Genomic DNA, 15052 nt, shown 5'->3' on the forward strand with positions numbered 1-15052 from the left:
TTTTTAATTTAATTGAATACGCTGTAACTCGTTTACACCGCGCTTAAAAATTGCCTCTAGTGGCTTTTCCTCACAAAGATGAATTGATAGGTTGGGATGCGTTTCGTTGAGTGACTTGATGATGGCATCTCGTACATAACAATTGTTTTTTAAGACACCGCCATTTAAAAATAATGTATGTGTCTCGCTTTGATAACCCGCATTTTTTAAAGCAGTTGTAACAAGCAGCACAAGCTCTTTGGCCGCTCGCTGCGCAATTTTTTGTGCGACTGTATCTTGCTGGTCGACTGCTTTTTGTAAATAGGCGCTTAGCTCGGCAAGTCGCGTATTTGTGTAGTCGGATGAATAAATGAAATTATACAGTTCATCGGTAGACGTAACGTTGTGTCCGTGTAACACAAGTTCTGTTAAAGCCGTTTTTTCGTTGCGGCCGTCCGCTGCGCGGAAAATGGCCTTTGCGATATGCTTACCAATCCAGTAGCCACTCCCTTCATCGCCAATCCGATGTCCCCAGCCACCTGTCCGGAATGTGTTGTGATCGATGACGCTATAGCAAAGTGCGCCGGTGCCAGAGATGAGTAGGCTGACGTTATTTTCCCCAAGGCCTTTTACGGTTGCTTCGGCATCATTTTCCAAAAGGATCTGGCCAAATGTAAACGGGCTACGTGCTGTACTTTCCTCGATAATTTCTGCGATGATTTTTTTATCCTGATTGGTATCCACACCTGAAACGGCAAAAACGGCGACATCGATATGTAGCTTTGGTAAATGTGCCGCGGCACTACGCAGTAAGCCAGTGAATACATGTTGAACATGTTCAGTGCCGACCGTTTGATAATTTGAGCTCGTCGATGTCGCGCTAAACAGCTCCCGACCTTCCGTAGTGCGAATCGTCATCGTTGTTTTTGTTGCACCGCCATCAAGCGCTAATAAGTAACGATTAGTCATGGCTAACCCACTCCTTTAAAATAGTTTCGAGCTGATTTTCGGCCTGTAAAATGGCTTTCGTTTTTTCGTTTAGCCACTTTTCAAGTACTTCGGATTCATTTTCGGATTGTATTAATGAATCACGCATTGTTTGTGGGGCAGGCCCACCTTTTAATGTACGGATATTGACGAAGTGCTCCGGCTGTAACGCTTGGTAAAAAGCAATTTCGTTAATTTGTAAGGGCTTACCCGTTACTTCTAAACATTTCTCGTTTGCGAGCTGCCACGTGAGACCAGATAGAGATTCTTCATTTTGTGCCAAGAGCTCGCGTACGCACAGGCTAACGATTTTATGCGATTGGCGGAATGAGATTTCTTCCGAGCGTACAAGTGAATCGGCAAGCTCCGTTACGTTGGCAAAGCTATTTTGTGCGCGCTTTAATAAATTCTCTTTGTTGACGTCCATTGTGACGATGAGGCTACTAAATAATTTATAAATGCCGACTAACTTATCCACCGCGCGCCATAAATACGGTTGCATGTCGTCCTCAGTATCAACAATGTCGCCAAATGGAGTATTGTGCACCATTTGAAGCACAGTAGAAGCGTCTCCAACGACGGATGATAATAGTGAACGTGTATGTTCAATCGATACGGGATTGCGCTTTTGCGGCATAATCGAGCTTACTTGAACGTACGGGCTAGCTAATTTAAAGGCGTTGAATTCTTGTGTAGCCCACAGTAAAAAGTCCTGTGAGGTGCGTCCTAAGTTTAGCGCGGCAAGCTGTACAACGCTTGCGGCTTCCGCGATATAATCGGCTCCAGCAACAGCGTCCCATGCATTTTCAATGATGTCGTCAAAAGCAAGTAATTCTTGCATACGCTCGCGGCTAATGGGGAAACTGGTTGTTGTAAGGGCAGCAGCACCCATGCTGCTTCGGTTAATGGTCGCGTAAGCAGCTTGCATACGCTTATAGTCACGTGTCAATTGGTCAATCACGGCCTTTAAATAGTGCGCGAAAGTTGTTGGCTGCGCTTGCTGTGTATGCGTATAGCCAATCATAATTGTTTCAACATGTTCCTCTGCAAAGGCGATGAGTGAGCTGCGTAAATTCAGCAACTCCTGCATGAGCAGTAGCATTTTTTTACGTAAGGTCATCCGGTAAATCGCAATGCCCATGTCGTTTCGGCTGCGACCAATATGTAGGTTTCCTGAAATATCGCCACCGAGCTCGATTAGTTTATTTTCTATACGGAAAAATAGATCCTCGAATTGTGGGTTATAATCGTGTGTTTTATAATATTCTAAATCGAGTTTTTCAATGGCCTGGCCAATCTGTATCGCGTGTTTTGACGTTACTAACTGTTGTTCTTCGAGCATTTTTAAATGCGCAATATGAATTTGAACCATAGAATCCAAAAAGTGCTTACGTGCTTCATCATAGGCCGGCTGCAAGACCATTTGACGGTAGCTATTTGATGGGAAATGAGTGCCTTCTTGTTCGTTAATTTGCTTACGGAAATCCTGAAAGAACATCTGACATTGCCTCCATTCAAAGCGTAAAATACGTTTGTTATAACTTAATTTTACAATTGTTAGAAAATTATAGCAATTCAAAACAAAGGAAGGGCGTGTTAAAAGTTTTTAACTTTCAACACGCCCAATTACGTTAGATTTTTAATTTTTTTGAAGCAAAATATGGTGGGAGCGTCATACCGATTAAAACGAGTAGGATCCCACAAATTTGAAGGATTGTTAAGCTTTCTTTTAGTACGATAACAGAAACCGTAATGGCTACGGGCAGCTCCATTGCACTTAAAATCGATACAAGTCCACCGCCAACTTTTGGCGCGGCAATAGAAAATAATAGAATCGGTAAAATAATTCCGAATAACCCCAGTGCTAAACCAAATTTCCAAAGGCCAGCTGTTAATTGCCCATTCCATAAGATTTCTGGTGATAAAAAGACAGAAACAACAGCGAGTGACACAATTGATAAAATAAATGTGCGTCCAATGGTTGTGATCCCTTTAACAGGGTATGAGTTTACTTGTAAGAACGCCGCAAAGCTAAATGCTGCAGCAAAGCCAAGTGCCCAACCTTGCCATGGGATTTGAGAAAGGTCGACGTCTAAAATACCTGCCGCGAAAATCGTTCCGCCAAATAAAAGGGCTAAAGAAATGAATTCAATACGGCTCGGGAATCGTTTCTTTATGATGCAATCAATTAAAAGGCCAATCCATGTAAATTGGAATAACATGACAACGGCAAGTGATGCAGGTAAGTAATTTAAACTTTGTCCGTAAACCATACCTGTAATTGCAGTAAGCGTACCGGCGAAAATCAGCATAAACGCTCCTGACTTCGATACTTTTGGTAAAGTACGCTGCGTTACGATAAATAAAATTAACGCTAAAAAGAAGCCAAAAAGATATTGGCTTGTAATCGCTTCGGCTGATGTGAAGCCGTGCTGCATTGCGACTTTTACAATGGTTGATAAAATCCCATAGCTACTTGAAGCGATGACAATCATCAGCGGGTAAATCCAGTTATGTTTCATTCGTGTTTCTTCCTATTCTATTAGAGCGGTTTCACCATATGATGAAACGGTTCGTTAATAATGGTCCAGCCTTCTGTTACGACGTAGCCAGTACGCTCGTATAGTCGGCGGGCATCGAGCTTTTCTAGTTCGACATTTAATGAGATTTTTTTGTAACCTAGTTCGCGTCCATGGCTTTCAGCAAATTGTAAGAGCTTTGTGCCGATACCTAAACCGCGTGCATTTTTTGCTACACAAATTGTATCAATATAATATTCGTCATCATGCGCTTCAATATCTAATGTGACATGAATATTTTGTGAAGCCAATTGCTTTTCGAGCTGACGATCAAGGATGTCACCTTGTTTACCATCATATAGTACGACAATACCTAAAACTTCCTCGTTTTGTACGGCGACAAACGTATTTAAGTAGCTATGTCGGTTTGTTTTCTCGGTTACAAATTGTTCTAAAGAAGCGAGAATCCTTGGTAATTCTTGCTCTCCGGTCAAATTATTTGCAATGTCCCCGATGGCATCATAAATTAGAGGAGCCACCTTTTTTGCATCCTGTGGTGTTGCTTGTCGAATGGAAATTGTCATGTAAAATCCTCTCCTTATCGAACAAAGTATAACAGAAAATAGGATAAGTGCACGAAAAAGAGTTACTGTCAGAATAGTATAAAGTTTTATGAATATATCTTTTATGTGGTAAATTAATAAGAACAATAATGTCGGAGGTTAGACAATTCATGAGCCAGTTAGACAAAGAATTTGTTCTCATCTATGGGGATGCGTTCGTTGATTATATTGCAAATGACCAAACAAATACGTCATTTACGAAGTTTTTAGGTGGAGCAACGATTAACGTTGCAGCAGGGATTAGTCGAATTGGCGCGCCTTCAGCGTTAATTACGATTACGGGTGATGATGAAACGTCACAGTTTTGTCGCGAGGAAATCGCCAGTGAAGGCGTAAATATGGATTTTTCCATTTTTGATCCAGCAAAACGTGTAAGCGGTGTGTATGTGCATTTAACAGAAAACTGTGAGCGCGAATTTAAAGATTATGTTGATGAGACGCCGAATTTACAAGTAACACCAGAGCAATTACAAGAGGAAGCATTTAAGCACGCTTCAATCTTTAATGTTTGCTCAGGGACAATGTTTGAACCGACTGCGTTAAAAACAACGCAAAGAGCAGTAGAGATGGCCAAGGATAAAGGCGCAATTATCGCAATTGATGCCAACATTCGACCATTACGCTGGGAATCTGAAGAAATTTGTCGCGAAACAATTGGCTCATTTTTCGAAGATGCGGATATTTTAAAGCTAACGGATGAAGAGTTGTTTTTCTTAACAGAAACAACAACAATTGAAGAAGGCTTATCGAAGTTGGACGAGCTATTAGTGCCGATTATTTTAGTAACGGTTGGTGGCGACGGTGCCTATGCGGTATTAAATGGTGAAGTAACGCATGTACCTGTAAAACGTATTGTACCGGTTGATACAACGGGTGCTGGAGATGCATTTATGGCGGGCGTACTACGCTATGTACACTTTAACGGTTTACCGACAGTAACAGAAGATTTAGTAGAATGTGTAGCATTCGGTAACAAGCTCGGTGCACTTGCGGCGACAAAAGCAGGCGCATTAACGGCTTTACCAAGCTACGAAGAAATTAAGCATTTAATTAAATAAATAAAAACGTAAGGAAGCCCGGCTGGAGAGTGGGCTTCCTTATTTTTTTGTTTATACGCAACTATTAGTTGACTAAAGTTTGAAAATGTAACGAGGATTCGCTACTAATTTGTGTAAATTATTTCTATAATGAAAGCAAAGAGGTGAAGCGATGTGAACAATTTTCAATTTGCAACGATTTTTACGCACAAGCGTAAAGCATTAAATGTCACGCAAGAGGACATTGCGCGCTATGTGGGGGTATCAAGAGCAGCGGTTTCGAAATGGGAAAAAGGTCAAAGCTATCCAGATATTTCGATCTTGCCGAAGCTTGCCGCATATTTTAATGTGTCGATTGATGATTTACTTGGCTATGAGCCCCAAATGACCGAACAACGTATCTTTAAAACGTATGCGGAACTAGCAGAGAAATTTTCGAAGTATCCGTATGAGGAAGTAGATCAAGAAATTCAAGTACTTATTAATGAGTATTATTCATGTTTTCCACTGCTACTTAAAATCGCGCTGCTGTATGCAAATTATTTTAACGTAGCAACAGACAAAGAAAAGGCTGTCGAGAAAATTCAGACGCTGTGCACACGAGTGAAGGAATTTAGTGGAGACTATAAGCTTGTAAATGAAGCTACGATGCTAGAGGCACTGAGCTATATTTTACAAGGTGCACCGCAAAAGGTATTAACACTACTTGGTGAGGATGCGAAAGTACAGCTTGGCGCGGAGCAGCTTATCGCGATGGCACAAACGATGCTTGGCAATGTGGAGAAGGCGAAGGAAATTCATCAGGTGAATCAATACCAATATTTACTGGGGTTACTCGGCAATGCGAGTGAGCTATTAATGCTCGAAATCGGAAACCCAGCATATTTTGAGCAAATCGTGACACGTGTCGAGGCAGTGACGGAGACGTTTCATATTGAAAAACTGAATGTGAATACGGCCTTGGTGTTTTATTTACGCACGGCGAGTGGCTTTGCGATGCAAAATCGTACAGATGAAGCGTTACGTTATTTAGAGCGTTACGTGAAAATTTGTCTGCACATGGAATTCCCGCTTCGACTTAAAGGCGACGATTACTTTTATTTACTTGAAAATTGGATAAAGCGCGAAGTCATGCTGAGCTCGCAAACACCACGAGACGATGATTCGATTAAAAAATCCCTTTATGAAAGCGTTGCGACGAATCCAATGTTTGAAAGCTTAAAAGACAATGCGGCTTATAAAAACCTAATAACAAATTTACAACATCATTTACGTATAGGAGGTTAAATTATGGATCAGTTAGCGAATATTCCTTGGGCGTTAGTAGCCCCATTACTTGTTTTACAGCTTGTGTTAGCACTTTTGGCGATTGTTGATATTGTGCGCATTCACGACACGCGCGGACCAAAATGGATGTGGGTGCTTATTTCACTATTTGGGAGTACACTTGGACCGATTGCTTACTTCATTATCGGACGTAAAAGCCAATGAGGACGATTGAAGTTAATCAGTTAACCAAACAGTTTGCTGCAAAAAAGGTCGTGGATGATGTGTCGTTTACACTTGCACCACACACCGCAACGGCACTCATTGGACCAAATGGTGCGGGTAAGACGACAACGCTCTCGATGCTTGCAGGTTTAATGGCACCGACAACGGGTGATATTGTGATGCCGGGCGTAAAGGATGTACGCACAGCAATTGGCTTTTTACCACAGTACCCGCAGTTTTACTCGTGGTTAACGGCGCTTGAATATATGGAGATGGTCGCGAATTTAAGTGGCGTTGAAAAACGCACAATCAAAGAGAAGTGTAAAAAGATGCTGAGCTTTGTTGGCTTAGAACAAGCAATGCATAAAAAAACGGTTACTTTTTCAGGTGGGATGAAGCAGCGTTTAGGTATTGCACAGGCACTCATTCATGAACCGAAATTATTACTGTTAGACGAACCGGTATCGGCACTTGATCCAGTAGGGCGTCGTGAAGTGATGAACTTGTTAAAGGAAGTTCAACAGCGCACAACGATTCTCTATTCGACACACATTTTAAATGATGCCGAGGAAATGACCGACCAACTATTATTTTTACGTGAAGGTCGATTAGTGGAGCAAGGATCTCTGGCAGAAGTGAAGGCGAAATTTGAAGCACCACGTTTTAAGGTCACATTTGCTACGGAAATCGATGCTTTGCAGTTTGCAAGTCAGTCAGAGCTACCTGCCGTGAGCGAAGGGGCATGTGCTTACGTTGAAATCGTAGACGCACAGCCGACGATGCACCAGCTGCTGAACCGGTTAGCGAATTCACCATTTGACGTGTTAAAAGTAGCGCGTCAAACGGCGAGCTTAGAGGAAATCTTTATGAAGGTGGCGGGTGACGATGCAGCAATTTAACGCATTACTGTTAAAGGAATGGCGCGATAGCTGGCGCAGCTTCAAGCTTATCTGGATTCCACTCGTATTTTTACTGCTAGGAGTAAGTGATCCGCTCATGAACTATTTCATGGATGATATTTTGCAGGCAGTTGGCAATATGCCAGAAGGATTCGAAATGATCATGCCCGAGCTAAAACCGGTAGATTTACTCGCTGCTTCTACGGGACAATTTCAATTGATTGGGATTATCGTGCTTATTGCGGCCTATATCGGAACGTTTAGTCGTGAGCGCCAAAATGGTACCGCTACACTTCTATATGTACGCCCCATTTCGTTTCGTGCGTTATTTTTAAGTAAATGGGTTGTTGCAAGCATTGTTGCGGTAATAAGCGCGGTGGCAGGGTATGCCGGGAGTATGTATTACACGGCGCTTCTCTATGGCACAGTGGACTGGCTGAAATTTTTTGCGATGGTTGGCACGTATTGTGTATGGTTAATCTTTGTAATGGCACTGACAATCGCGATGAGCGCGGCATTTCAAACTGCGGTAGCAGCGACGATTACCATTGTGCTCATACCTTTCGGACTGCTCATTGATCAGGTAATCGGAGGATTTTGGGAAATATCACCGTGGAAGCTAGCGAATTACGGGCTGGCGCTTGTTACCGATAGCGTACTCATGAAACATTATTGGTGGACGTTTGGGTTTGTTGTCGTGCTCATGGTTGCTAGTATGATGTTCGGTATTGTGATGAGTAAGCACAATAGCAGTAAAGTGAAAATTTAACTTAATTCAGCTCGGGTTAAAGCCCCTGCAGATGTCACAGATGGTTAACGGATAAGAGATGTTACGGCGGAAGTGTGAAACTTTCTCTGTAGCATCTTTTTTTACGTTAACTTTTCTAAAAATTAAGAATATAATAGTTTTTAGCTATAGTTAACGAGGAGGGATTGCTATGCGAAATTCAGATCGTTTTTTAACCGCATTTAATCGCATTGACCATACGATGCGTGACATCATTGGTACAAAGGATTTTATGGCGTTTTATCGTTTAGTGGATCAGGCGAAAAGGAAGAGTCCACTTGTCCGAAAATATGAGGATGATTTGCGTTCTTATGCAGATTTACGTAATGCCATTGTTCACAATCGAACATCAACGGAATATGTCATTGCGGAGCCGCATACGGACGTTGTTGAAAGAATCGAGCAGATTGATCAGGTGCTAGCGAAACCTAAGCTTGTTGGGCAATTATTTTGTAAGCCTGTCTTAACGTTTGAAACGAAGGATTCTCTGCAGCAGGTGTTAAGGGCAATTGATAAACAAAAGTATACGCAATTCCCTGTTTATGACGAGCGCAAGCAATTTCAAGGCCTGTTAACAACGGTAGGAATTACAAACTGGCTTGCTACGACAATGACGGGAGACAAGCCAGATTTACCTAAGGATTACCCAACATTAAAAGATATTTTACATCATGAAAAAAACACGGAAAATTACCGATTTATTAGTCGTTCTATGACGATCTATGAAGCGGAAGAAATTTTTAAAACCGGCGTAGAGCGCGGTCGTCGTTTTGAAGCACTTCTGATTACTGAGCATGGCCAAGCCGACCAGAAATTGATTGGGATTGTTACACCAATCGACATTATGAAGGTGGACTAGCATTTTTCTTGCTAATATAAAGTGAGCCGTTTTCTAAAATTTGTACATAATATAATGATTCGACAGATTGAATGTTTTTCTTTGATAACTTTTTAGTGAGCCATTCCTCCGTTAACTGCAACTCTGCTAAATTTTCTATAATGATTTGGCCGTCCGATACGAGCTCTGTCGGTAAATACTGCGGAGCGGGTGCAGCCGCGTGGACATCTTCTTTTGTTGCTGTGCGGGCGAGTGGTTTTTTTAAGACGCTTAATTGGCCGTTCGTTTCAAAAACGGCATAGAGCACTTCATCAAATGAAAAAATACTTTGTTCGCGTAGTAACATCGCAAGTTCATCGGTATGAAGTCGTGCTTTTTTTAATTTGTCATTTAAAATAACGCCATTTTGGATAAGGATCATAGGTTTGTCATCAAATAAAACACGTGCTTTTTTTGATTTTAATGATAGATAACTTACGAATAGTGTCAACACTGTCCACCAGATAAGTGAAACCAGTCCATCTAAAAAGGGTGTTTCGACTTGAGCAGAAATTTCAGCGGCAATGGAGCCGAATGTTATACCAGTAACATAATGAAAGAACGTCAGCTGGCTTAATTGTTTTTTTCCGATAACGCGTGCAAGTAAAAGAATCGCAAAAAATGCACAGCTTGAGCGGATTAACATTTCAGCTAAGTTTAATTCCATTGACATCACTCCTTGTAGTCGGTAGCATGGACAAAAAATAGTGGGAATATGCGATTTTTAAAATAGAAAGAATGTGAAAATATGTCGACAACTACAGTAAAACAGTCCAATCCCGTCTATCCGATTATGGTCGCAATTGGTGTGTGTCACTTAATCAATGACACGATGCAGGCCGTCATTCCAGCAATGTTTCCGCTGCTTGAGCGTGATTTAGGGTTAACATTTACGCAGCTTGGGATGATTTCGTTCGTACTTAATATGATTGCGAGTTTACTACAGCCGGCTGTCGGATTTATGACTGATAAGCGTCCCGTGCCGTATGCGTTGCCGTTTGGAATGGTCAGCTCATTTATTGGGCTATCGCTGTTAATTTTATCTACCGAGTATTGGATGATTTTAGTATCGGTCATTTTTTTAGGGCTTGGCTCGGCGGTATTTCATCCGGAAGGCTCGCGCGTGTCGTTTATGGCGGCGGGCAATAAGCGTGGGTTAGCGCAGTCAATTTACCAAGTTGGCGGGAATTCGGGACAAGCATTAGCACCGTTACTAAGTGCGTTTGTTATTTTGCCTTTTGGGATGAATGGCGTGGCGATGGTGCTAGTCTTCACATCAATCGGTATTTTCTTATTAACGAAAATTGCCGCTTGGTATAAGCGTCAGCTAGAGGCGGAAAAATTGTCGAAAGTCAAAAAAGTACTCATTTCGTCATTGCCCCCGTTATCGAAAAAACAAATCGGCTATGCACTTGTTGTGCTGCTACTCATTATTTTTGCCCGTTCTTTTTATGTGACGAATATGACGAGCTTTTATGTGTTTTATTTAATAGAAGAGTACGGGATTTCAGTGGAGCGCGGACAGCTATTTATTTTTCTTTTTATGGCCTTAGGGGTAGTAGGGACCTTTTTTGGTGGACCACTATCAGATAAATTCGGACGGAAAAATATTATTCTACTATCGGTAATTGTGCCGATTCCGTTTTGCTTAGCGCTGCCATTTGTCTCGCTGTATGTCGCGCTACTGTTCCTCATGATCATAGGGGCACTTATAATGATTAGCTTTACGGTAACGGTTGTTTATGCGCAGGAATTAGTGCCTTCGAAAATTGGGACAATGGCGGGTTTAACGGTCGGTGTCGCTTTTGGAATGGGTGCGATTGGTTCTGTTGTTATTGGTATGGTAATGGATGCGATGGGCATTCGTTTCACGATGATTGCAGTGTCGATTTTGACATTCCTATTATTTGTCGCGTTTTTCTTGCCAAAGGATACGGTTGGAAAAACGACTTAATGTTATAGCAAAATAAAAATGCATGACTCCAACAGTGGAATCATGCATTTTTTACTCATTTACTGGGCGACATGCCAGTGGTATTTTTTCGGGATCTGTTACAAGGCCCTCCGTAATATTCACTTCATGCATTTTGGCATCATAGGCAAATTTGAAAATACCATTATCAAAATCTGTGCCGATTTCCTTAAAGAATATGCCTTCAAGTGAGACAACTTTTGGACAAATGAACGCTACTTTAAAGTGCTCGCCTTCTTCGACTAAGTAAGCACGTACCCCTTTTTCAAAAACATCGATCAGCTCGTCTTCAGAAGGACGTTTTACCGATACAATGTGGAAATCTACGAATGGCACTTCTTTCAGTAAAACGTTTAAGAATGAGCCTTTCGTAATTTCTTCCCAGCGGCTTTGTGCGCTTTGACCTACGATGATTTGTGTAATATTAAAGTCCATCGCAATTTCTGTAATGACTTTATGAATCGGGCGTTTTTCGTTATCTTTTACAATGAACTCTTCTACTTCTAGCTCTTCTGTAAGCTGTTTCCATTGTTCAATGTAGCCAGATTTTTCCGCATCAAATGCATCTAGTGGTTTGGCGTCGACCGTTAAAACGTAGAGTGGGCAATCTAGTAAAGTCGCTAGCTTGTGTCCACGACGAATTAAACGCTCGCCATTTTTTCCGTAATATACACAAACTAAAATACTTTCATCCAAGCGGCCTTTTACGTATTTCATTTTAGTTCGCACCTCGTTTTCTTGTTCTATTAATATTTTATGGAAGATAAATTGTTGTTGAGAAATTCAGTATAAAAGAGTTAAAAATGATGCTATTACAGTGCATTCCATACATCATTATTGTATACTTAAAACTGTAATGTTTCACGGCGTTTAGTAATTTTTACATAATAATTTACGATTGGTTATAATTTCCGTTTCGCCTATCCATAAATGGAAGGATACTTTCTCTATATGCCACATTATTATGAAGTGAGTTAAATGGTTAGTCAAGTGTCATTATTTAACCGACATTACTATACATAGCGTACATTGACTTTAAGTATGTAGGAGGTTTTTGCTTTTGATTGTTGTATTGTCGATTTTACTTCCATTTTTAGCTGCGGCTTTAATTCCGTTTATATACAGGCGTTTTAAAAGCATTCATTTAGGATGGTTTATTTTAGTTGTGCCTGTCGTATTATTTTCGTTTCTAGCTACGTATATATCACGAATTGCTCGTGGTGAAACCTTTATCTACACGTTCGAGTGGATCCCCTCTTTTGGTATTAACATAACGACCTATTTAGACGGTTTGAGTATGATTTTTGCGTTGCTCATTACCGGTGTAGGAAGTTTAGTAATACTTTATTCTATTTTCTATCTATCAAAAAAAGAATCTTTGCATCACTTTTATTGCTACTTGCTATTATTCATGGGGGCAATGTTAGGTGTTGTACTTTCCGACAATTTAATGGTGCTGTATGCGTTTTGGGAATTGACGAGTGTATCGTCGTTCTTATTGATCGCGTTTTGGCATCACCGTAAAGCTTCGCGTGCAGGTGCGCGTAAAGCAATGACAATTACCGTTTCTGGCGGCGTGGCCATGCTAGCCGGATTTTTAATGTTATATGTTGCTTCAGGCACATTTAGTATTCGTGAAATTTTGACGAATTTAGATGTTGTGCAGGGGAGCGGTTACTTTGTGCCAGCGATGTGCTTAGTGCTGCTGGGGGCTTTTACAAAATCCGCGCAGTTCCCGTTCCACATTTGGTTACCAGATGCGATGGAAGCACCAACGCCAGTTTCGGCTTACTTACACTCGGCAACGATGGTAAAGGCCGGGATTTATCTTGTTGCGCGTACGACACCAATTTTTGGTGGGCATGAGGTATGGTTTTGGGCTGTCAGCGGCGTCGGGTTAATGACGTTATTCTGGGGTTCATTTAACGCGGTACGTCAATTCGATTTAAAGGCGCTGCTTGCGTATTCGACAATTAGTCAGCTTGGGTTAATTATGAGCTTGTTTGGACTTGGTTCTGCAGCCTTGCATTTTGGTTATACGGCGGAATCGGTTATTTATACGCAGGCCACATTTGCTGCACTGTTTCACTTAATTAACCACTCGACGTTTAAAGGTGCGCTATTTATGATGGTCGGAATTGTCGACCATGAAGTTGGTACACGTGATATTCGTCGGCTGGGTGGCTTAATGGCACTGATGCCGTTTACGTTTACGATTGCAGTAATTGGCAGTTTTTCAATGGCCGGGTTACCGCCATTTAACGGCTTCTTAAGTAAGGAAATGTTCTTTGCTGCCACATTAAAAATTACGCAATTAGATATTTTTTCACTTGATTCATTTGGTTTAGTATTCCCGATTGTGGCATGGATCGCGAGTATTTTCACGTTTATTTACTGCGTTATTATTGTCATGCGCACGTTCTTTGGGAAATTACAGCCAGATCGTTTAGAAAAGCCGCCACATGAGGCGCCGATTGGGATGCTAATTCCACCGTATATTTTAATTGCACTTGTGATTGGGATTTTCATCTTCCCAAATGTGTTAGGGCATTATATTTTAAGTCCGGCGATGGCGAGTATTTATCCAACGTTCCCATCAACTGAAGAAATGACCCCACATATTGCAGCGTGGCATGGCTATATTAATTCCGAATTGATTATGACGTTTGGAGTAGTGATTGTCGGGATTTTCTTATATAAAACGCTGAAAAAGTGGCGTCCCATGTATCAGTTAATTCCGCCGAACTATACGCTAAATGGTATTTATGAACGCGTTATTGGTTCAGGGGAACATTATTCAGGCACGATTACAAACCGTTATATGAATGGCAATTTAACGTATTACTTCATTTATATTTATGTGGTTTTTGTCGGGATTTTAGCAGGCTATATGATTTATGCAGATCTGTTTAGCTGGAATCCAGCAAATGATTCGGTCATTGAGCCGTACGAATTAATTTTAGTGTTTGTCATGATTGCCGCAGCGGTCGCGATTCTTTTTGCGAAGCATCGCATTACGACGGTTTTACTAAACGGGGTACTTGGTTATTCGGTGGCGTTCTTCTTTGTGGTATTCCGTGCGCCAGATTTGGCGTTAACACAGCTTGTAGTAGAGTCTGTCACAACCGCGTTATTCTTACTGTCCTTTAAATTTTTACCGGAATTACAGCCAGAAAAAGTATCAAAGGCTTGGAAATTTACGAAGGCGACTATTTCAATTGCAGTGGGGGCTACGGTAACCTTAATTGGTTTGGCGGTCATGAACTATGATAAGTTCGAACCGATTTCCGCGTACTTTGAAGACGCGTACAATTTGGCGGGCGGAAAAAATATCGTCAATACGATTTTAGGTGATTTCCGTGCGTTCGATACGATGCTTGAAGTTGTCGTACTATTTATTGCAGGACTTGGCGTCTACACACTCATTAAGCTAAAGGCGAAAAAGGGGGATACAGACGTTGAAAGTAAATGATGTGATTTTAAAAACCGTTGTACGATTCGTTGTATTCATCGTCTTTACGCTTGGGGTGTATTTGTTCTTTGCTGGACATAATGCACCAGGTGGCGGCTTTATTGGTGGTTTGGTGCTTGGTTCGGGGATTGTACTGCTCTACATTACGTACGATATCGAAACTGTGCATAAAGGAATGCCGTTTGATTTCAAAAGGGTTGCAGCGCTTGGTGTGTTACTTGCGACAGGGACTGCGGTCGCTTCGTTATTTTTTGATGCACCCTTTTTAACACAAACGGATGGCTATTTTGATATTCCGCTACTTGGTGAAAAGCACTTATCAACGGTAACGATTTTTGAAGCGGGAGTGGCGCTGACGGTTGTTGGGACACTTGTGACGATTATTTTAAATATAAGTGAGGATGAATAG

At 41.4% G+C, this 15052-nt stretch carries 15 protein-coding genes; 9 read left to right on the forward strand and 6 right to left on the reverse strand.

Going from position 1 to position 15052, the window contains the following annotated elements; genetic code table 11:
- Positions 1–3 precede the first annotated feature (3 nt).
- The 4 genes from NSQ62_RS00605 to NSQ62_RS00620 form a co-directional block, all read right to left on the reverse strand.
- On the reverse strand, positions 4–948 hold the full coding sequence (locus NSQ62_RS00605) for a BadF/BadG/BcrA/BcrD ATPase family protein (protein WP_341322017.1): 945 nt from the start codon (positions 946–948) through the stop codon (positions 4–6).
- The gene (gene argH, locus NSQ62_RS00610) at positions 941–2464 is read right to left on the reverse strand and encodes an argininosuccinate lyase (protein WP_341322018.1); all 1524 of its coding nucleotides are present in this window, start codon (positions 2462–2464) and stop codon (positions 941–943) included. The genes NSQ62_RS00605 and argH overlap by 8 nt, the downstream gene beginning before the upstream one ends.
- 133 nt (positions 2465–2597) lie before the next feature.
- A complete protein-coding gene (locus tag NSQ62_RS00615; protein ID WP_341322019.1) occupies positions 2598–3488 on the reverse strand; it encodes a DMT family transporter in 891 nt (296 codons plus the stop codon).
- Between the two features lie 20 nt (positions 3489–3508).
- Positions 3509–4069 (reverse strand): GNAT family N-acetyltransferase, encoded by a 561-nt coding sequence (locus NSQ62_RS00620; RefSeq protein ID WP_341322020.1) that lies wholly within the window; start codon positions 4067–4069, stop codon positions 3509–3511.
- A gap of 149 nt (positions 4070–4218) precedes the next feature.
- Between NSQ62_RS00620 and NSQ62_RS00625 the strand changes: the two genes are divergently transcribed.
- The 6 genes from NSQ62_RS00625 (at position 4219) to NSQ62_RS00650 (ending at position 9181) form a co-directional block, all read left to right on the forward strand.
- Entirely contained in the window at positions 4219–5166 is a 948-nt protein-coding gene (locus tag NSQ62_RS00625; RefSeq protein ID WP_341322021.1) for a carbohydrate kinase, read from the forward strand.
- Positions 5167–5319: 153 nt separating this feature from the next.
- Positions 5320–6432, forward strand: coding sequence for a helix-turn-helix transcriptional regulator (locus tag NSQ62_RS00630; RefSeq protein ID WP_341322022.1), 1113 nt, complete (start codon positions 5320–5322; stop codon positions 6430–6432).
- 3 nt (positions 6433–6435) lie between these two features.
- Positions 6436–6636: a PLD nuclease N-terminal domain-containing protein gene (locus NSQ62_RS00635; RefSeq protein WP_341322023.1), complete on the forward strand. Its 201-nt coding sequence runs from the start codon at positions 6436–6438 to the stop codon at positions 6634–6636.
- Positions 6633–7535 carry an ABC transporter ATP-binding protein gene (locus tag NSQ62_RS00640; protein WP_341322024.1) on the forward strand — a complete coding sequence of 301 codons (903 nt, stop codon included), beginning with the start codon at positions 6633–6635 and terminating at the stop codon, positions 7533–7535. The genes NSQ62_RS00635 and NSQ62_RS00640 overlap by 4 nt, the downstream gene beginning before the upstream one ends.
- Positions 7522–8304 (forward strand): ABC transporter permease subunit, encoded by a 783-nt coding sequence (locus tag NSQ62_RS00645; protein ID WP_341322025.1) that lies wholly within the window; start codon positions 7522–7524, stop codon positions 8302–8304. The genes NSQ62_RS00640 and NSQ62_RS00645 overlap by 14 nt, the downstream gene beginning before the upstream one ends.
- A gap of 169 nt (positions 8305–8473) precedes the next feature.
- Entirely contained in the window at positions 8474–9181 is a 708-nt protein-coding gene (locus NSQ62_RS00650; protein WP_341322026.1) for a CBS domain-containing protein, read from the forward strand.
- On the opposite strand, the gene NSQ62_RS00655 is transcribed toward NSQ62_RS00650, so the two are convergent.
- Entirely contained in the window at positions 9165–9866 is a 702-nt protein-coding gene (locus NSQ62_RS00655; protein WP_341322027.1) for a DUF421 domain-containing protein, read from the reverse strand. The two genes, NSQ62_RS00650 and NSQ62_RS00655, sit on opposite strands and share 17 nt — an antisense overlap.
- 81 nt (positions 9867–9947) lie before the next feature.
- On the opposite strand from NSQ62_RS00655, the gene NSQ62_RS00660 reads away from it, so the two are divergent.
- Entirely contained in the window at positions 9948–11153 is a 1206-nt protein-coding gene (locus NSQ62_RS00660; protein ID WP_341322028.1) for an MFS transporter, read from the forward strand.
- 51 nt (positions 11154–11204) lie between these two features.
- On the opposite strand, the gene NSQ62_RS00665 is transcribed toward NSQ62_RS00660, so the two are convergent.
- Positions 11205–11888: a universal stress protein gene (locus NSQ62_RS00665; protein ID WP_341322029.1), complete on the reverse strand. Its 684-nt coding sequence runs from the start codon at positions 11886–11888 to the stop codon at positions 11205–11207.
- A 343-nt stretch (positions 11889–12231) separates the two neighbouring features.
- Between NSQ62_RS00665 and NSQ62_RS00670 the strand changes: the two genes are divergently transcribed.
- A complete protein-coding gene (locus tag NSQ62_RS00670) occupies positions 12232–14643 on the forward strand; it encodes a Na+/H+ antiporter subunit A (RefSeq protein WP_341322030.1) in 2412 nt (803 codons plus the stop codon).
- Positions 14630–15052 (forward strand): Na(+)/H(+) antiporter subunit B, encoded by a 423-nt coding sequence (locus NSQ62_RS00675; protein WP_341322031.1) that lies wholly within the window; start codon positions 14630–14632, stop codon positions 15050–15052. The genes NSQ62_RS00670 and NSQ62_RS00675 overlap by 14 nt, the downstream gene beginning before the upstream one ends.

This window comes from Solibacillus sp. FSL H8-0523, assembly GCF_038051985.1.
Taxonomy (GTDB): domain Bacteria; phylum Bacillota; class Bacilli; order Bacillales_A; family Planococcaceae; genus Solibacillus.

Bases quoted from the DNA above. Each gene is read 5' to 3' on its own strand.
- NSQ62_RS00605 (WP_341322017.1), bottom strand. From the start codon at position 948: ATGACTAATCGTTACTTATTAGCGCTTGATGGCGGTGCAACAAAAACA.
- argH (WP_341322018.1), bottom strand. From the start codon at position 2,464: ATGTTCTTTCAGGATTTCCGTAAGCAAATTAACGAACAAGAAGGCACT.
- NSQ62_RS00615 (WP_341322019.1), bottom strand. From the start codon at position 3,488: ATGAAACATAACTGGATTTACCCGCTGATGATTGTCATCGCTTCAAGT.
- NSQ62_RS00620 (WP_341322020.1), bottom strand. From the start codon at position 4,069: ATGACAATTTCCATTCGACAAGCAACACCACAGGATGCAAAAAAGGTG.
- NSQ62_RS00625 (WP_341322021.1), top strand. From the start codon at position 4,219: ATGAGCCAGTTAGACAAAGAATTTGTTCTCATCTATGGGGATGCGTTC.
- NSQ62_RS00635 (WP_341322023.1), top strand. From the start codon at position 6,436: ATGGATCAGTTAGCGAATATTCCTTGGGCGTTAGTAGCCCCATTACTT.
- NSQ62_RS00640 (WP_341322024.1), top strand. From the start codon at position 6,633: ATGAGGACGATTGAAGTTAATCAGTTAACCAAACAGTTTGCTGCAAAA.
- NSQ62_RS00645 (WP_341322025.1), top strand. From the start codon at position 7,522: ATGCAGCAATTTAACGCATTACTGTTAAAGGAATGGCGCGATAGCTGG.
- NSQ62_RS00650 (WP_341322026.1), top strand. From the start codon at position 8,474: ATGCGAAATTCAGATCGTTTTTTAACCGCATTTAATCGCATTGACCAT.
- NSQ62_RS00655 (WP_341322027.1), bottom strand. From the start codon at position 9,866: ATGGAATTAAACTTAGCTGAAATGTTAATCCGCTCAAGCTGTGCATTT.
- NSQ62_RS00660 (WP_341322028.1), top strand. From the start codon at position 9,948: ATGTCGACAACTACAGTAAAACAGTCCAATCCCGTCTATCCGATTATG.
- NSQ62_RS00665 (WP_341322029.1), bottom strand. From the start codon at position 11,888: ATGAAATACGTAAAAGGCCGCTTGGATGAAAGTATTTTAGTTTGTGTA.